The sequence below is a fragment of the Pseudomonas frederiksbergensis genome (genome assembly GCF_000802155.2).
Lineage (GTDB): Bacteria > Pseudomonadota > Gammaproteobacteria > Pseudomonadales > Pseudomonadaceae > Aquipseudomonas > Aquipseudomonas frederiksbergensis_A.
On the sequence record NZ_JQGJ02000007.1, the window covers coordinates 253,911 to 270,180 of the forward strand.

Genomic DNA, 16,270 nt, shown 5'->3' on the forward strand with positions numbered 1-16,270 from the left:
CAAATGCCGGGTGGGCGGTATCGAATTATTCAATAAGCCCCGCCAGTTTTCAGTTTGCCGAAATCGGGCTGCTCCCGCCTAAATGGTGCTTTGCTTTAGCCAAGGCTCTGTTATGGAAAACGTTCGAACCTCAAGTACCCATGCCGTCTGGCTAATGGTCAGCATCGTGTTGATAGCGCTGAACCTGCGACCATCGATGGCGGCGGTAGGCCCGTTGTTGTCAGCGATTCGCGGCGAAGTGCCCCTGAATTTCACCACGGCATCGCTGCTGACCATGTTACCGGTCATGGCGATGGGCCTGGCGATGTTCCTGGGCATCCGCGTGGCGCTGCGCATCGGCGAGCACCGCACCATTCTCCTGTCGCTGGTGATCATCGGCCTCGCCACGGCCTCGCGCCTTTATCTGGACAGTGCCGCAGCGCTGATCATCAGCGCCATTTTGGCCGGAATCGGCATCGCCCTGATCCAGGCCGTGCTGCCGGCGCTGATCAAATCGCGCTTCAGCGACAACGTCTCGTTGTTCATGGGGCTGTACGTCACTTCGATCATGGGTGGGGCGGCCATTGCCGCGTCGCTCTCGCCCTTCGTCCTGGCTGAGACTGGCAGTTGGCGCATAGGCCTGGCAATCTGGGCGCTGCTGGCGCTGGTCGCGCTAGGTTGCTGGCAGGCCCAGCGCTCGGCCGTCGGCCCGTTGCCCGAAGCACCGGGACAGCAGCAAGCCTCATTTTTCAACAACCGCCGGGCCTGGTTGCTGGCACTCTTTTTTGGCCTGGGCACCGCGTCCTACACGTGTGTGCTGGCCTGGTTGGCGCCGTATTACCTGGAAAAAGGCTGGAGCGAACAGCAGGCTGGCCTGGTGCTGGGATTCCTCACGGCGATGGAAGTGATTTCCGGCCTGGTCACCCCCGCGCTCGCCAACCGCAGCCGGGACAAACGCTGGGTACTGATCGCGCTGCTGGCGCTGATCATGGCTGGCTTCTGTGGCTTGATCCTCAGCCCAGGTCGCTTCGGTCTGCTGTGGCCCTGCCTGCTGGGATTGGGCATCGGTGGCCTGTTCCCGATGAGCCTGATCGTATCCCTCGATCACTTGGACAACCCGCGCAGGGCCGGTGCGTTGACCGCCTTCGTGCAAGGTATCGGCTACCTGATCGCCGGCCTTTCGCCGCTGATCGCCGGAGTGATACGTGACCAATTGGGCAGTTTCGAATGGGCCTGGTGGTCGCTGACTGCGGCGATGGGACTGATGATGCTGATGGCGTTGCGCTTTAACCCCAGGCAATACGCTCGGCATCTTGGCCAGGCACCACTGTCGTAGGCTAAAACGCCAATGCTCCTGTATAAAGGAGGCCTTCGTGGGAACGGGATCTTACGCAAGGATGGCGACGAGACTGGCTGATGCTCATTAGTAACCTGCTCCGAAAGCTGGATATGCAAGACCTGACGGTATTCGTCGCGGTGTATGAACAGCGCAGCGTCACCCAGGTTTCCGAAGCGTTGTGTGTCAGCCAGTCGACCGTTAGCTACTGCCTGAAAAAACTGCGCACGAGCTTCGAAGACGAACTGTTCATCAACACCCGCAGCGGCATGAGTCCGACTCACAAAGCCATTGTCATGTACGGCCAGATACTCGGGATAATCAAGACCATCAACCATTGCCATTCCGGCACCCTGAGATTCGATCCGAATCAGGAAGAGATTACGTTCAATCTTTGCGCGCCGGAGTACTTCGAACTCCTGATCCTTCCGAAACTGGTCAAGCGCTTCATCGGCAACCGTTTTCCCGTGGTCATCAACACCACGAAGTTCCACCGAGATATCCCGTTTGATGCGCTGAGGGATGAGCGCTTCGATCTTGTCGTGGGTTTCGGCCCGCATTTCCATGGCGATGCCAACGGATTGCAATCACAGGTACTGCTGGCGGATGAGCTGGTGTGCGTAGTCGACAGGAAATTTCCGGGTGCCGGGCAGGACTTCAGCCTCGAAGCGTTCGCTGCGGGCCAGCATGTCTTTCCGACTCCCTGGACGTCCGATACCAACATGATCGATGGCTGGCTCGCTCGACAGGGCTATAAGCGGCAGATCGTCGCGCGAGCCAACAGTTACGTGGCCGCGTTGGCCCTGGTCACTGGAACCGACTACATCCTGACCCTGCCCAAGCGCATCCAGGCGTTGATTTGCGACGAGCGATTCGGCGAACGCCAACCGCCCCCGGCGTTACCGGACTTTACGCTGGAAATGATGTGGAGCGAAAAAGCGAGCCAGGACAGCAGCAATACCTGGCTACGCCAGCAGATCATGGACGTTTGCGACGAGATCCGCCTGTCCTGATCCCGGCATCGAACAACAACTTTTTCGCGGGCAAAAAAAATCTGGAAATCCTCACTTGCGTGGGCCTTCCAGACTTTTAAAACTACAGAAAATGGTGGGTCGTGTGGGATTCGAACCTACGACCAATTGGTTAAAAGCCAACTGCTCTACCAACTGAGCTAACGACCCTCTGTGTGGTGGCGCGTATAATACTGATTTTTAAGGACTATTCAACACCTAATTTGAAATAAATCAAAAATAAGGTGTTGGATCGCTCACACCCGCCGCAGCGAAGCCTTCGGCTCGCAGGCGGCAGCTGTCACACTTGCCGCAAGCGCGCCCCTGATCGTCGGCTTGGTAGCACGAAACGGTCAGGCCGTAATTGACGCCAAGCTTCACGCCCGCCTTGACGATTTCGGCCTTGCTGAGGTTTTGCAGCGGCGCCAGGATGCGGAAGCCCTGCCCCTCTACACCGGCCTTGGTCGCCAGGTTGGCCATGCGCTCGAACGCCTCGACGAACTCCGGACGGCAATCCGGATAACCTGAATAATCCACCGCGTTGACGCCAATGAAAATGTCCCGCGCCTCCAGCACCTCGGCCCAGCCCAGCGCGAGGGACAAGAACACGGTGTTGCGCGCCGGCACGTACGTCACCGGAATGCCTTCGCTCGGCACTTCGGGGACGTCGATGGAACTGTCGGTCAGGGCCGAACCGCCGATGCCGTTGAGGTTCAGGCCAATGACCTTGTGCTCGACCACGCCCAAGTCCCGGGCGACCCGTTCAGCGGCGTGCAATTCGGCACGGTGGCGCTGGCCGTAATCGAAGCTCATGGTGTAGCAGCGATAACCCTCGGCCCGCGCCATGGCCACGACGGTCGCCGAGTCCAGGCCGCCCGACAGCAGGATAACCGCGCGTTTTTCAGCAGTAGTTGATAGTTCAGTCATGTCAGCGCCCCGGCTCGTCGTTCCAAAGATACTTATGCAGTTGCAGTTGCAAGCGCACCGGCAAATTGTCCGCCACCACCCAATCCGCCAGATCCCGAGCATTCAAGTCGTGATGACTTGGTGAAAACAACACCTCGCCGGCCCGCTGGTCGAGTCCATACTGGATCAGCTTGGACACCGCCCAGTCATAGTCTTCCCGCGAGCAGATGACAAACTTGACCTGGTCGTTGGGGGTCAGCAGCTCGATATTTTCGTAGCGGTTGCGATGGGCCTCCTTCGAACCTGGGGTCTTCAGGTCCACGACGCGACTGACACGCGGATCGACCGCGGAAATATCCAGCGCACCACTCGTTTCGATAGAGACCTCATAGCCGGCGTCGCACAATTGCTTGAGCAACGGGATGGCATTGGGCTGCGCCAATGGCTCGCCCCCCGTGACGCAAACATAGCGCGGACGGAAGCCAGCCACCTGTTCGAGAAGATCGTCGAGGGTTCGCAAGGTGCCGCCGTTGAAGGCATAGGCGCTGTCGCAGTATTGGCAACGCAACGGACAACCTGTGAGGCGCACAAAAACAGTGGGCAGCCCGGCCGTTCGCGTTTCACCCTGCAACGAGTAAAAAACTTCGGTAATTCTCAATGTGTCTTGCATAGTCGCCACGGGCGTAACAGCTAAACAGGCTGTCCGCCTCCGTCAGGCACTTCAAGGAACCCCGCCAACGCGTAGATCCCAAAAAGCGTGTTTCATAAAAAGGGCGTGAATTCTAACGAAAAAACCCGCGACAGGCGCGGGTTTCTTCAGAACAGGTCAAACAGCCTTACATGCGCTGCAGATCACGCTGGGCCAATTGGGCGGCGGAGGTACCCGGATACTGGGCCACCACCTGTTGCAGAATGCCCTTGACCTTGTCGGTGTGACCGAGGCGGCGCTCTACGTCAGCAAGCTTGTACAGCGAATCCGGCACCTTGGCATGCTTGGGGTACAGCTGCGAGACCTTGGCGAATGCCTGGCCGGCGCCTTGCAGGTCACCCTTGGCCAGGTTCACCTCACCCAGCCAGTACTGGGCGTTACCCGAGTATTGGCTGTTAGGGTATTTGCGCAGGAAAGCGGTAAAGGCCTGGCTGGCCTTGTCGAAATCCTTGGCTTTGATCAGGTCGAAGGCAGCATCGTAATAGAGCTTCTCCTTCGCCGGATCTGCCGGCTCGCCACCGGCGGCAGGCGCTGCTGGAGCGCTTGCCCCGGCGCCTGCGGCTGCACCGGGGGCGTTCAAGTCGCCACCGGCTGGGGAATTCTCAGGAGTCGCGGCAGGTGCAACGCCGGTTCCTATGCGCCGATCAAGATCCTGGTATCGCTCCAGGCTTTCCTGCTTCATGCGCGAAATATCATTTTGCAGTTCTTCGATCACACCCTGTTGGCGCGAGATCTGATCCTGCATTTGCTGCAGTTGGTTGAACAGCTGGCCCTGTGCCGAGACAGGGGTCGAAACCCCTCCCCCGGCATAGGCGCCGTTCGTACCGTAACCTGCAGGCGGATAGCTGGTCCCGCTATTGTTATAGCCGGAGTCGTTATCGACCACAGGAACCGCAGCCCACGCCGCAAGCGGCGCGAGGCTGAGAGCCAGGACAGTTACAGCACGACGGCACGTTCGCATGACGAATTACTTACGCAGTTCGACGCGACGGTTCTGAGCCCAGGACTGCTCGTCGTTGCCGGTAGCAACTGGACGCTCTTCGCCGTAGGAAACCAGTTCCAGCTGAGCTGGGGAAACACCTTGCAGTACCAGGTAGCGTTGAACGGCTTTCGCACGACGCTCGCCCAGTGCCATGTTGTACTCACGAGTACCACGTTCGTCGGTGTTGCCTTCCAGAACAACGCGAGCGCCGTTTGCTTTCAGGTCTTTGGCGTGAACGTCCAGAGCGCGCATGGCTTCTGGCTTCAGGTCCGAGCTGTCGTATTCGAAGTAGAAGGTGGTGATTGCGCGCAGAGCAGCTTCTTCGCTCAGGGAGCCGTCAACTGCACCAGTGTTAGCGCCGTAACCAGCGTTTGGATCAACAGCGCCTTCACCGGCGTTGTCGCCGCCTTTGGACGAGCAACCTACAGCTACAGCCATGGCCAGAGCCAGCGCAGCAAATTTACCAAACTTCAGCATTTCCATCGTGAAACTCCTAATGAACCCCAGTGTGTTAAGTAAAACGTATTGCGCCGCGTCAGTTCAGGTAAGGGGACCAGGACGGTTCTCTGACTTCGCCTTGAGCGGTAGGAAGCGGGAGCCTCACGCGTCCATTAATGGACACGAGCATCAAGACTCCCCGGCCCTGCTGGCGGGTGGCGTAGATTACCATGGTGCCGTTGGGCGCAACAGTAGGTGACTCGTCCAGAGTGCTATCAGTGAGGATTTTTACGCTACCGCGCTGCAAATCCTGGGCCGCCACCTTGAAATTGGTGAAACCGTCCTGGCGATGGATCATCACCAAGGTCTTTTCGTCCGCCGACAGCTTGGGGTTGGCGTTGTAGTTACCGACGAAAGTCACGCGCTCGGCACCGCCGCCGCCAGCGCTGGTCTTGTAGATCTGTGGCTTGCCACCGCGATCGGAGGTGAAGTAGATGGTCGAGCCATCCTTGCCCCAGAACGGTTCGGTATTGATGCCCGGGCCGTTGGTCACGCGCGAGATCGAGCGCGAGGCCAGGTTCATCACGTAGACATCCGGGTTACCGTCCTTGGACAGTACGAACGCCAGGCGCGAACCGTCCGGCGACCAGGCTGGCGCGCCGTTCAGCCCTTCGAAGTTGGTGATCTGCTCACGGCGACCGGTGTCGATGTGCTGCACGAAGATACGTGGACGCTTCTGCTCGAACGAGACGTAAGCGATGCGCTTGCCATCCGGTGCAAAGCGCGGCGACAGGATCGGTTCACGCGATTGCAGCAAGGTCACCGCACGCGCGCCGTCGTAGTCGGAGCGCTGCAGGGTGTAGCGGGTGTTGTTCTCGGAAAAGCGTTCGGCGGTCACGTAAAGCATGCGGGTAGAGAACGCGCCCTTGATGCCGGTGAGCTTCTCGAACGACTGGTCGGAGATGTAGTGGGCCATGTCGCGCAGTTGGTCGACACTGCCCGATACGCTGCCGGTCAGCACTTGCTGTTCGGTAGCGACGTTGAACAGGGCATATTGCACCTGCAGGCGACCGCCGGCCGGAACGATGCTGCCGACCATGATGTACTGGGCACCCAGGGCCTTCCAGTCACGGTAGATGACTTCGCTGGCCTGGGTCGGCAGGCTGATCATGTTCTGCTTCGGAATCGGCGCGTAGTAACCGGAGTTACGCAGGTCGTTGCCGATGATTTCAGCCATGTCGTCCGGCAGGACGCTGCCGCCCTGCCAACCGAACGGAACGACGGCGATTGGCGTCGCCCGGTCGCTGCCGCTGGTGACCAGGATGTTCTTTTCCTCTGCTACCGCTATCCCTGCCAAGCAGCAGATAACGACAAGCATTGATCGAAGAAGGTTTCTCACAAGGCTAGATCCTCAGGTGTGAATGTCATCTTGAACGAACGATAGGGAGCAAAATCGCTCGGCTTCATTCCTTGCATTTCCGTCAACCGCCCAATGTTCTTGACCGCCGCGACCGCCGAAGCGTCGAACGGACCATCGCCACTGGACTTGGCCACGCTGACCGAGGTAACCGTACCGTCGGGCAACATGCCGATTTGCAATACAACTGTCATGCCTTTGCGCGCCGAAGGTGGACGAGCCCAGCCTTCCGCCGCCCGGGCGCGAATCAGATCGTCGAAGCTGCCGGCGACTTCATCGCCCTGCTCGTCGGCCAATGCCTGCTGACGCTCCGGCGTGTCGGAAAGCAAATCTGCCAAGGCCTGGGCCTTTTTCTCTTCGGCGGATTTACGCGCTGCGTCCTGGGCCTTCTTCTTGGCGGCGTCGGCGGCGGCTTTCTTCTTCGCGTCTTCGGCGACTTTTTTCTTCGCCTCTTCAGCTTCAGCTTTCTTCTTGGCGTCCTCGGCCGCTTTTTTCTTCGCGTCCTCGACAATCTTTTTCTTCGCTTCTTCAGCGGCCGCTTTCTTGGCCTCTTCTTCAGCGGCTTTCTTGGCTTCTTCCTCGGCTTTCTTCTTGGCTATATCAGCCAATTGTTTCTCTTCTGCCTTCTTGGCCTCGGCGGCTTTCTTCGCATCGTCGGCCTTCTTGGCTTCGTCTGCCTTTTTAGCCTCGTCCGCTTTTTTCGCCTCGTCGGCCTTCTTCGCTTCTTCGGCCTTTTGAGCAGCTTCCTCTTTCTTTTGTTCCGCTGCCCTCACGGCTTCCTGCTCGACCTTCTTCTGCTCCATCTGCTCGACTTCGGTCTGGCGCGCAGCGGATTTCTTCGCCTCGCCGGCAAGCTTCTGGTTGGTCTGCGTCGTGGCCTGGCTTTTCGACTTGAGCTGGTAAAGGGTCGCCTGGACGATCGGCTTGGCTGGCGGCAACTCAGGGGTCATGGCAAAGCTGACGAACAGCATGCCGAACACCAGCACATGCAGGCCGATGGCCAGAACACTGGGCCAGAAGTAGCTTTCCGAGGCGGACGGCTCTCGCTGTTGCTGCATCAGGGCGCCTCAGTGATCAAGCCAACGTTACCGACCCCGGCTTTCTGCAGGCCGCCCATGGCGCCCATCACGGCACCATAGTCGACGGTCTTGTCGCCACGAATGAAGACCTGGGTGCGCTTGCCGTTACCGTTGCCGGCGTTGATGATCTTGGTCACCGCGTCGGTCATCTGCGGCAAGGTCATGGCCCGGTCCTGCTGTTTCTCGGTATCGACTTCGCTGCCAAGGTTCCAGTAGTAAGTCTTGTCGGCCTTGATGGAAATGGTCAGTACCTGGGTGTTGTTGTCCTGCGGCAAGGCTTCGCTGGAAACCTTGGGCAGATCGACCTTCACGCCCTGATTGAGCATCGGCGCGGTCACCATGAAGATGACCAGCAGCACCAGCATCACGTCGATGTAGGGCACCACGTTCATCTCGGCGACCGGCTTGCGCTTGTTTCGGGCTCGAGCGATTAAAGCCATCGGGAAATACCTGCTTATTCTTCGCTGGTGTGCACTTTGCGGTGCAGGATCGCCTGGAATTCATCGGCGAAGGTGTAGTAGCGGCTGGTCAGCGTTTCGCTGCGGGCAGCGAAACGGTTGTAGGCGATAACGGCCGGGATTGCCGCGAACAGGCCGATGGCGGTGGCGATCAGTGCCTCGGCGATGCCCGGGGCCACTGTGGCCAGGGTCGCTTGCTGGGCGGATGCCAGGCCTCGGAAGGAGTTCATGATCCCCCAGACGGTACCGAACAGGCCGATGTACGGGCTGACCGAACCGACGGTAGCGAGGAACGGCAAGCCTTGTTCGAGCTTTTCCTCTTCCCGCGAGATGGCAACGCGCATGGCACGGGCCACGCCCTCCATTACCGCTTCAGGGTCGACACCCGGTTGCTGGCGCAGACGGGAAAATTCCTTGAAACCAGCGCGAAAGATTTGCTCGACGCCCGAATCCGGGTCCGGGTTGCTGCCGGCCTGGCGGTACAGCTTGGACAGGTCGATGCCGGACCAGAAGCGCTCTTCGAAGCTCTCCAGGGCACGGCGACCGGCGCGCAGCATGTTGCTGCGCTGAAAAATCATGATCCATGAGGTCACCGATGCGGCTACCAGGATCAGCATTACCAGTTGCACCACGACGCTGGCATTGCTGACCAGGCTCCACATGGAGGAATGGTCGACGACGTTAGCTTCCACGCTTTATCTCCTGCTCTGAGTGTGTACCCGCGCCGCTCACGCCGGCAAAGGCCGCGCGTAGAGCTTCGGGAATGGCCCGGGGTTTCAAACTATGGGTGCGCACACAGGCCACCAAAAACTGCCCTTCGCAGAGCAGCACATTATCCGCAGCGCGCCTGACCTGCTGCTTGAAGCGCAGGCTGACGCGGTTCAACTCGATGACATCGGCAGTCACCACAAGCTCGTCGTCCAGTCGCGCCGGCGCGTGGTAGCGCGCTTCGCTGGAATGCACGACGAATAACAGGTCCTCCCCAGCCAGCGCGGATTGGGCAAAACCCAGTTCCCGCAGCCGTTCGGTTCGAGCCCGTTCCATAAACTTGAGGTAATTGACGTAGTAAACGATGCCGCCGGCATCGGTGTCCTCGTAATAAACGCGACAGCGATGTGCGAACGACTCCAGCCCGTTTTGCGCGCGCATACTCTAGTGCTTACTCCTCAGGTTGCCAATCCGGCCAGGCAACTGTTTTTTCATTCTTGAACGCATTGACGCTCCAGGCGTGGTCTGGGACAGCACGAACCGAAAAAAAGTCGTTGTACAGAGCGCGTTCAATCGTCTACCGCATCGAGGAACTCGTCTACCACCGGCATCTCCCCCATTCGTGTCGGGATGTTTAAGCCGAAGTGCAGATAAGCATGCCGCGTCACCACCCGTCCGCGCGGGGTACGCATGATATAGCCCTGCTGGATCAGGTAGGGCTCCAGCACATCCTCGATGGTGTGGCGTTCTTCGCTGATAGCGGCAGCCAGGCTGTCCACGCCCACCGGGCCACCGTCGAATTTCTCGATCATGGTCAACAGCAGCCGCCGGTCCTGGTGGTCGAAGCCGCGCTCGTCGATGTCCAGCAGGTTCAGGGCCAGGTCGGCAATCGGCTTGGTGATGTGACCCTTGGCCCGGACTTCGGCAAAATCCCGGACCCGGCGCAGCAGGCGGTTGGCGATCCTCGGTGTACCGCGGGCCCGGCGGGCGACTTCATAGGCGCCGTCCGGGTCCAGCGGCAAACCGAGGATGCCGGCCGAGCGGCTGACGATCGTCGCCAGGTCGGCATTGTTGTAGAACTCAAGGCGCTGGACGATGCCGAAACGGTCGCGCAGCGGGTTGGTCAGCATGCCGGCGCGGGTGGTCGCCCCAACCAGGGTAAAGGGCGGCAGGTCGAGCTTGATGGAGCGCGCCGCCGGCCCTTCGCCGATCATGATATCGAGCTGGAAATCCTCCATGGCCGGGTACAGCACTTCCTCGACAATCGGCGACAGCCGGTGGATTTCGTCGATGAACAGCACGTCGTGGGGCTCAAGGTTGGTCAGCAGTGCCGCCAGGTCGCCCGGCCGTTCAAGCACCGGCCCGGATGTGCTTTTGATCGACACGCCCATTTCCTGGGCAATGATGTTGGCCAGGGTGGTCTTGCCCAGGCCTGGCGGGCCGAAGATCAAGGTATGGTCCAGCGACTCGCTGCGCCCACGGGCGGCCTGGATGAACAGCTCCATCTGTTCGCGCACGGTCGGCTGGCCGATGTAGTCGGCCAGGCTGACAGGACGAATCGCGCGATCCTGGATTTCCTCGCGGTCACGGGGCGCGCCCGTGGCGGCGATCAGACGGTCAGCTTCAATCACTTAAATCATTCCCTTCAGGGCACGGCGAATCATGTCTTCGGTACTCAAGCCTTTTTCCTTGATGGCAGAGATCGCCTTACTGGCTTCCTGCGGTTTATAACCCAGGGAAATCAGCGCGGTGACCGCATCGTTTTCAGCGCTGGCCGCAGGCGCTGGAGCATCCGGCTGGTTCGGAACGAGCGCGAACATCGCCGGCACCGCTTCCCAGGCCTTGAAGCGGTCCTTGAGTTCCACCAGCAGGCGCTCGGCGGTTTTCTTGCCTACCCCCGGCACCTTGGTCAGGGCCGAGGTGTCCTGGGACTGCACGCAACGGATCAACTCGTCGACTTCCAGGCTGGACATCAAGGCCAGGGCCAGTTTCGGGCCGACACCGTTGAGGCGGATCAACTCGCGGAAGAAATCCCGCTCCCGCTTGCCGACGAAGCCATAGAGTAACTGCGCATCCTCGCGCACGACCAAATGAGTGTGCAGGGTCAGCGGCTCACCGACCGACGGCAGGCGATACAGCGTGGTCATCGGCACTTCGAGCTCATAGCCCAGGCCGTTTACATCCAGAATCAGGTGCGGCGGCTGTTTTTCAGCCAGGGTGCCGCGCAAGCGTCCAATCACGTTTCAGATCCTTGGGCGTTGGCCAGCCGCTGGCTGGCGAATTACAACACGAGCTTCAAGGCCGACGACACAGGCGCAATTGACTCGGGCTCATGAATGAAGCGCTGATGCTATCAGAGACGCAGGCGCCCGCCACGACTGCGTGCCGTTCCCAGGCCATGGGGCAACAGGCTGGAGCGGGTATGGGCATGGCAAATGGCGATGGCCAGGGCGTCGGACGCGTCGATCTGCGGCTTGCTGACCAATTTCAACAAGTGCATCACCATCATCTGCACCTGCTCCTTGTTCGCCGCGCCGGTGCCGACGACCGCCTGCTTGACCTGGGTCGCGGTGTACTCGGCGATCTCCAGGTTCTCCTCGGCGCCCGCCACGATCGCCGCGCCCCGGGCCTGCCCCAGCTTCAGGGCCGAATCGGCATTACGGGCCATGAAAACCTTTTCAATGCCCATAGTCACCGGGCCGTAGGTCTGGATGACTTCGCGCACGCCGCGATAAACGATCTGCAAGCGCTCATGCAGCTCACCCCCGCCGGTGCGGATGCAGCCAGACGCGACGTACACGCAGCCGCGCCCGGTATCGCGAACCACGCCGTAGCCGGTGATGCGCGAACCGGGGTCGATACCAAGGATTAAAGTCATAACGCCTGCGAAAGGTAATGCGGGTTACAAGAGGATACAGCTCATCAAAGGCTTGCAGTGAATCCGTGGCGAGGGAGCAAGCTCCTCGCCACAATGATTACAAACCAAACCTTGGGTGAGCAGCATTAGGCCTGTCAGCCGAGCTGTTCAGCCACCGACTCCGGAATATCAGCGTTGGAATAGACGTTCTGCACGTCGTCCAGGTCTTCCAGCATGTCGATCAGCTTGAGCACCTTCTCGGCCCCTTCAAGGTCGAGTTCGGCACTGGTGGTCGGCTGCATGACGATTTCCGCGTCGGCCGGCTTGAATCCCGCGGCCTCCAGGGCGTTGCGCACGGCGTAGAAGCTGGCGAACGACGTGAACACGTCAAATGAACCGTCCTCGTGACCGACCACATCATCGGCGTCGGCTTCCAGCGCCGCCTCTGTCAGGGCATCTTCGTCGAGGCCCGGCGCGAAGCTGATCTGGCCCTTGCGCTCGAACAGGTAAGCCACCGAACCGTCGGTGCCCAGGTTGCCGCCGCACTTGCTGAACGCATGGCGCACGGCCGCGGCGGTCCGGTTGCGGTTGTCGGTCATGCACTCGACCATCACCGCCACGCCGCCCGGGCCGTAACCTTCATAGGTCAGCTCTTCGACGTTGTCGGCCTCGGTGGCACCAGCGCCACGGGCGATTGCCCGGTCAATGATGTCGCGGCTCATGTTCGCGCCCAAGGCCTTGTCCAGGGCCAGGCGCAGGCGCGGGTTGGAGCCCGGGTCACCGCCACCCTGGCGGGCCGCGACTGTCAGCTCACGGATCCACTTGGTGAATATCTTGCCTCTCTTGGCATCCTGACGTTCTTTGCGGTGCTTGATGTTCGCCCACTTGGAATGACCTGCCATAACTCGCTCCGTTTCGCTTTGGAACATTGCCCGCCCTGCTCTTGAGCAGCGGCCGGCAATCAGAAATATCGACCCCAATGAAAAGGCGCATCCGAAGATGCGCCCTCTCAGGTGCCAGCCTTACTCAGCCTTTGGCTGTTCACGCAGACGAATGTGCAACTCGCGCAACGCCTTGGCGTCCACCACGCCCGGGGCCTGGGTCATGACATCGGCCGCGCTCTGGGTTTTCGGGAACGCGATCACTTCACGGATCGACTGGGCGCCGGTCATCAGCATCACCAGGCGATCCAGGCCGAAGGCCAGGCCACCGTGGGGCGGCGCACCGAACTTCAGGGCGTCCAGCAGGAAGCCGAACTTCTCTTCCTGTTCAGCCTCATCGATACCCAACAGGCGGAACACCGCCTGCTGCATTTCCTTGCGGTGGATACGGATCGAGCCGCCACCCAGCTCGGTGCCGTTCAGGACCATGTCGTAGGCACGGGAAAGCGCGCCGGCCGGGTTGGCCTCCAACTCTTCAGGCGAGCACTTGGGCGCGGTGAACGGGTGGTGCAGCGCGGAGAAGCTGCCGTCGTCGTTTTCTTCGAACATCGGGAAGTCGACGACCCACATCGGGGCCCACTCGCAGGTCAGCAGCTTCAGGTCGTGGCCCAGCTTGATGCGCAGCGCACCCAGGGCTTCGCTGACGATCTTGGCCTTGTCGGCGCCGAAGAACACGATGTCGCCATCGACTGCGCCGACGCGATCGAGGATCACGTTGAGGTTGGCTTCCGGGATGTTCTTCACGATCGGCGATTGCAGGCCATCAACGCCTGCGGCACGCTCGTTGACCTTGATGTAGGCCAGGCCCTTGGCGCCGTAGATGCCGACGAACTTGGTGTAATCGTCGATCTGCTTGCGCGGCATGCTCGCGCCGCCTGGTACGCGCAGGGCAGCGATACGGCATTTCGGGTCGTTGGCCGGCCCGCTGAACACCTTGAACTCGACTTCCTTGAGCTGGTCGGCCACGTCCACCAGCTCCAGCGGGTTACGCAGGTCCGGCTTGTCGGAACCGTAGCGGCGCATGGCCTCTTCGAAGGTCATGTGCGGGAACTCGCCGAATTCCAGGTCCAGCACTTCCTTGAACAGGTTGCGGATCATGCCTTCGGTCAGGCCCATGATGTCTTTTTCGTCGAGGAAGCTGGTCTCGATGTCGATCTGAGTGAACTCAGGCTGACGGTCGGCACGCAGGTCTTCGTCGCGGAAGCACTTGGCGATCTGGTAGTAGCGATCGAACCCGGCCACCATCAGCAGTTGCTTGAACAGCTGTGGCGATTGCGGCAAGGCAAAGAAGCTGCCGGGATGGGTACGGCTCGGCACCAGGTAATCGCGGGCGCCTTCCGGCGTGGCGCGGGTCAGGATCGGTGTCTCGACGTCAAGGAAGCCGTTTTCATCCAGGTAGCGACGGATGCTGGTGGTCATGCGCGAACGCAGGCGCAGCTTCTCGGCCATTTCCGGACGACGCAGGTCGATGAAGCGGTAGCGCAGGCGGGTTTCTTCACCGACGTCGGAGTATTCATTGAGTGGGAACGGCGGGGTTTCCGCTTCGTTGAGCACTTCCAGCTCGTAGCCCAGCACTTCGATCATGCCGGACGCCATGTTGGCGTTGCCGGCGCCGGCCGGACGCAGGCGCACCTTGCCGGTGATCTTGACGACGTATTCGCTGCGCACGCGGTCGGCGGTGGCGAAGGTTTCAGCGCGGTCAGGATCGAACACTACCTGGGCCAGGCCTTCACGATCACGGATATCGAGGAAAATCACCCCGCCATGGTCACGGCGACGATGAACCCATCCGCAAAGAGTAACTTCCTGGCCTTCCAGGCTTTCGTTCAGTTGGCCGCAATAATGGCTGCGCATCATGGTAGTGGTTTCACTTCTCGTAATTCGACATTCGGTTGGAGGCCCTGCCCGTGCAAGAACTCGCGCGTGTTCAACTTAGTCAGCTTTGTCGCCACCGGCCAGGTTCTTCTTGGCGCCGGTCTTGAAGTCGGTTTCATACCAGCCGGTGCCGCCGAGGCGGAATCCTGGCATGGACAGCATCTTTTTCAGCTCTGGCGCCTGGCAGGCGGGGCAATCGACCAGCGGTGCCGCGCTGATTTTTTGAATGGCTTCCATCTGATGACCACAGGAAGCACATTGATAGTCGTACATCGGCATGGGGTTGTCTCGGCAATCAGGTTATTCACGCAAAGCCCGGCTTTGCGGCAAAGAGCGGGATTATATCCATTAAATGCGGCCTGTGCAGCCGTAAGACCGCACAGTCATTGCCGATAACAGGTCAATCGAGACTTGCATGACCCGTGTTCATTTCCTTCAGGCTGTGGACCACGCAGACAACGCGCACCAGGCCACTGAAATTGCGCACGCCGCCATGACGCAAGTGCACCTCCCGATCCACATGGGACAGCAAGGCGCTGACGGAACAACAGTTGAGCTGGGCCATGTCACCGAGGATATCCCAATAGACCTGCTCCAGCCGCAGGCAGGTGGCGAACCCATTGAGTCGGATGGAGCGCGCCAGCGGGCGGGCCAGTTGCATGTCGAAACCACTGACGAACGGGTCGATCTTCACGGACTGCGGACATCCGCGCATATTTTCCCTGGGGTCTTTTCCTTGAATCATACCGTTGACACTCCTTTGCCATACGAACCTCAGTCGGAACAACCGATCTGTGGCTCTATGGAAGCTCAACTGGATCGCCAGTTCCAGATGACTTTTTGACCATCAACGTAGGACAAGCCAACAGGGAGCTGGCGACGAATCATGCGTTCCTACACGCAACGACAGGCGATGATGCCAACGGCAGCACCATCGCCTGTCCAGGGCTTAGCGATCTTCCAGCAATGAACGCAACATCCAGGCGGTTTTTTCGTGAACCTGCATGCGCTGGGTCAGGAGGTCGGCGGTGGGCTCGTCACTGACTTTGTCCAACAAAGGAAAGATACCGCGGGCGGTACGCGTCACCGCCTCCTGGCCCTCGACCAATTGCCGGATCATGTCCTCGGCGGCAGGCACCCCCTCTTCTTCCTTTATAGAGGACAGGCGTGCATACACCGAATAAGCCCCCGGCGCCGGGAAGCCGAGCGCGCGGATACGTTCGGCGATCGAATCCACGGCGAGCGCCAGCTCGTTGTACTGCTCCTCGAACATCAGGTGCAGGGTTCGGAACATCGGCCCGGTAACGTTCCAATGGAAGTTGTGGGTCTTGAGGTACAACACGTAGGTATCCGACAGTAGCCGCGAAAGCCCGTCGACGATGGATTTGCGATCTTCTTCGCTGATACCGATATCAATTGCCATGGGTTGATCTCCTGACGGTGGTGAATTCACTCTAGCGGGTGTCGCCCTCGAGGGCCTGCGACAAATCGCCAGCCATCCTGAACCGACAAGCCGGAACGTTGGACGGTTCCGGCCAGACAATGAAACTCAACATCCATCGCCCCCCGTCCGGC

The 16,270-nt window shown here is 60.1% G+C and carries 19 protein-coding genes and 1 tRNA gene; 2 read left to right on the plus strand and 18 right to left on the minus strand.

The features are described from left to right. The first annotated feature begins 112 nt into the window (after nt 1-112). Both JZ00_RS15900 and JZ00_RS15905 read left to right on the plus strand, forming a co-directional pair. On the plus strand, nt 113-1,315 hold the full coding sequence (locus JZ00_RS15900; RefSeq protein WP_039591711.1) for a cyanate transporter: 1,203 nt from the start codon (nt 113-115) through the stop codon (nt 1,313-1,315). Nucleotides 1,316-1,395: 80 nt separating this feature from the next. After that, nucleotides 1,396-2,328: a LysR family transcriptional regulator gene (locus JZ00_RS15905; protein WP_039591710.1), complete on the plus strand. Its 933-nt coding sequence runs from the start codon at nt 1,396-1,398 to the stop codon at nt 2,326-2,328. 92 nt (nt 2,329-2,420) lie between these two features. On the opposite strand, the gene JZ00_RS15910 is transcribed toward JZ00_RS15905, so the two are convergent. The 18 genes from JZ00_RS15910 to JZ00_RS15995 form a co-directional block, all read right to left on the minus strand. Next, nucleotides 2,421-2,496, minus strand: a tRNA-Lys gene (locus JZ00_RS15910). A 63-nt stretch (nt 2,497-2,559) separates the two neighbouring features. Continuing rightward, the gene (gene queC, locus JZ00_RS15915) at nt 2,560-3,252 is read right to left on the minus strand and encodes a 7-cyano-7-deazaguanine synthase QueC (protein ID WP_039591709.1); all 693 of its coding nucleotides are present in this window, start codon (nt 3,250-3,252) and stop codon (nt 2,560-2,562) included. A 1-nt stretch (nt 3,253) separates the two neighbouring features. Beyond that, entirely contained in the window at nt 3,254-3,901 is a 648-nt protein-coding gene (gene queE, locus JZ00_RS15920; protein WP_039591708.1) for a 7-carboxy-7-deazaguanine synthase QueE, read from the minus strand. 166 nt (nt 3,902-4,067) lie between these two features. Continuing rightward, nucleotides 4,068-4,901 carry a tol-pal system protein YbgF gene (gene ybgF, locus JZ00_RS15925; protein ID WP_039591707.1) on the minus strand — a complete coding sequence of 278 codons (834 nt, stop codon included), beginning with the start codon at nt 4,899-4,901 and terminating at the stop codon, nt 4,068-4,070. A gap of 6 nt (nt 4,902-4,907) precedes the next feature. Beyond that, complete coding sequence (gene pal / locus JZ00_RS15930) at nt 4,908-5,405, minus strand: peptidoglycan-associated lipoprotein Pal (RefSeq protein WP_003178634.1); 498 nt, start codon at nt 5,403-5,405, stop codon at nt 4,908-4,910. Between the two features lie 52 nt (nt 5,406-5,457). Continuing rightward, complete coding sequence (gene tolB, locus JZ00_RS15935; protein ID WP_039591701.1) at nt 5,458-6,759, minus strand: Tol-Pal system beta propeller repeat protein TolB; 1,302 nt, start codon at nt 6,757-6,759, stop codon at nt 5,458-5,460. Then, nucleotides 6,756-7,835: a cell envelope integrity protein TolA gene (gene tolA, locus JZ00_RS15940; protein WP_030140797.1), complete on the minus strand. Its 1,080-nt coding sequence runs from the start codon at nt 7,833-7,835 to the stop codon at nt 6,756-6,758. Before tolA ends, tolB begins: the two co-directional genes overlap by 4 nt. Then, on the minus strand, nt 7,835-8,287 hold the full coding sequence (gene tolR, locus JZ00_RS15945) for a protein TolR (RefSeq protein WP_162488970.1): 453 nt from the start codon (nt 8,285-8,287) through the stop codon (nt 7,835-7,837). Before tolR ends, tolA begins: the two co-directional genes overlap by 1 nt. A 23-nt stretch (nt 8,288-8,310) precedes the next feature. Then, nucleotides 8,311-9,006, minus strand: a complete 696-nt coding sequence (gene tolQ, locus JZ00_RS15950) for a protein TolQ (protein WP_039591698.1) — start codon at nt 9,004-9,006, stop codon at nt 8,311-8,313. Next, nucleotides 8,996-9,463 (minus strand): tol-pal system-associated acyl-CoA thioesterase, encoded by a 468-nt coding sequence (gene ybgC, locus JZ00_RS15955; protein ID WP_030140799.1) that lies wholly within the window; start codon nt 9,461-9,463, stop codon nt 8,996-8,998. The genes tolQ and ybgC overlap by 11 nt, the downstream gene beginning before the upstream one ends. A 128-nt stretch (nt 9,464-9,591) precedes the next feature. Beyond that, nucleotides 9,592-10,653: a Holliday junction branch migration DNA helicase RuvB gene (ruvB, locus tag JZ00_RS15960; RefSeq protein ID WP_030140800.1), complete on the minus strand. Its 1,062-nt coding sequence runs from the start codon at nt 10,651-10,653 to the stop codon at nt 9,592-9,594. Further along, nucleotides 10,654-11,262, minus strand: a complete 609-nt coding sequence (gene ruvA, locus JZ00_RS15965; RefSeq protein WP_039591695.1) for a Holliday junction branch migration protein RuvA — start codon at nt 11,260-11,262, stop codon at nt 10,654-10,656. 113 nt (nt 11,263-11,375) lie between these two features. Further along, complete coding sequence (gene ruvC / locus JZ00_RS15970) at nt 11,376-11,900, minus strand: crossover junction endodeoxyribonuclease RuvC (RefSeq protein WP_039591694.1); 525 nt, start codon at nt 11,898-11,900, stop codon at nt 11,376-11,378. A 134-nt stretch (nt 11,901-12,034) separates the two neighbouring features. Then, on the minus strand, nt 12,035-12,781 hold the full coding sequence (locus JZ00_RS15975; protein ID WP_039591693.1) for a YebC/PmpR family DNA-binding transcriptional regulator: 747 nt from the start codon (nt 12,779-12,781) through the stop codon (nt 12,035-12,037). Nucleotides 12,782-12,901: 120 nt separating this feature from the next. Then, the gene (gene aspS, locus JZ00_RS15980) at nt 12,902-14,677 is read right to left on the minus strand and encodes an aspartate--tRNA ligase (protein WP_039591692.1); all 1,776 of its coding nucleotides are present in this window, start codon (nt 14,675-14,677) and stop codon (nt 12,902-12,904) included. A gap of 75 nt (nt 14,678-14,752) precedes the next feature. After that, a complete protein-coding gene (locus JZ00_RS15985; protein WP_003178589.1) occupies nt 14,753-14,974 on the minus strand; it encodes an FmdB family zinc ribbon protein in 222 nt (73 codons plus the stop codon). 121 nt (nt 14,975-15,095) lie between these two features. Then, on the minus strand, nt 15,096-15,440 hold the full coding sequence (locus JZ00_RS15990) for a ribbon-helix-helix domain-containing protein (protein WP_039591691.1): 345 nt from the start codon (nt 15,438-15,440) through the stop codon (nt 15,096-15,098). A gap of 204 nt (nt 15,441-15,644) precedes the next feature. Then, nucleotides 15,645-16,118, minus strand: a complete 474-nt coding sequence (locus JZ00_RS15995; RefSeq protein ID WP_039591690.1) for a Dps family protein — start codon at nt 16,116-16,118, stop codon at nt 15,645-15,647. Nucleotides 16,119-16,270: the final 152 nt, after the last annotated feature.

Excerpts from the sequence above, each read along its gene's own strand:
- JZ00_RS15900 (WP_039591711.1), top strand. The coding sequence starts at position 113 with ATGGAAAACGTTCGAACCTCAAGTACCCATGCCGTCTGGCTAATGGTC.
- JZ00_RS15905 (WP_039591710.1), top strand. The coding sequence starts at position 1,396 with ATGCTCATTAGTAACCTGCTCCGAAAGCTGGATATGCAAGACCTGACG.
- queC (WP_039591709.1), bottom strand. The coding sequence starts at position 3,252 with ATGACTGAACTATCAACTACTGCTGAAAAACGCGCGGTTATCCTGCTG.
- queE (WP_039591708.1), bottom strand. The coding sequence starts at position 3,901 with ATGCAAGACACATTGAGAATTACCGAAGTTTTTTACTCGTTGCAGGGT.
- ybgF (WP_039591707.1), bottom strand. The coding sequence starts at position 4,901 with ATGCGAACGTGCCGTCGTGCTGTAACTGTCCTGGCTCTCAGCCTCGCG.
- pal (WP_003178634.1), bottom strand. The coding sequence starts at position 5,405 with ATGGAAATGCTGAAGTTTGGTAAATTTGCTGCGCTGGCTCTGGCCATG.
- tolA (WP_030140797.1), bottom strand. The coding sequence starts at position 7,835 with ATGCAGCAACAGCGAGAGCCGTCCGCCTCGGAAAGCTACTTCTGGCCC.
- ybgC (WP_030140799.1), bottom strand. The coding sequence starts at position 9,463 with ATGCGCGCGCAAAACGGGCTGGAGTCGTTCGCACATCGCTGTCGCGTT.
- ruvC (WP_039591694.1), bottom strand. The coding sequence starts at position 11,900 with ATGACTTTAATCCTTGGTATCGACCCCGGTTCGCGCATCACCGGCTAC.
- JZ00_RS15975 (WP_039591693.1), bottom strand. The coding sequence starts at position 12,781 with ATGGCAGGTCATTCCAAGTGGGCGAACATCAAGCACCGCAAAGAACGT.
- aspS (WP_039591692.1), bottom strand. The coding sequence starts at position 14,677 with ATGATGCGCAGCCATTATTGCGGCCAACTGAACGAAAGCCTGGAAGGC.
- JZ00_RS15985 (WP_003178589.1), bottom strand. The coding sequence starts at position 14,974 with ATGCCGATGTACGACTATCAATGTGCTTCCTGTGGTCATCAGATGGAA.
- JZ00_RS15990 (WP_039591691.1), bottom strand. The coding sequence starts at position 15,440 with ATGATTCAAGGAAAAGACCCCAGGGAAAATATGCGCGGATGTCCGCAG.
- JZ00_RS15995 (WP_039591690.1), bottom strand. The coding sequence starts at position 16,118 with ATGGCAATTGATATCGGTATCAGCGAAGAAGATCGCAAATCCATCGTC.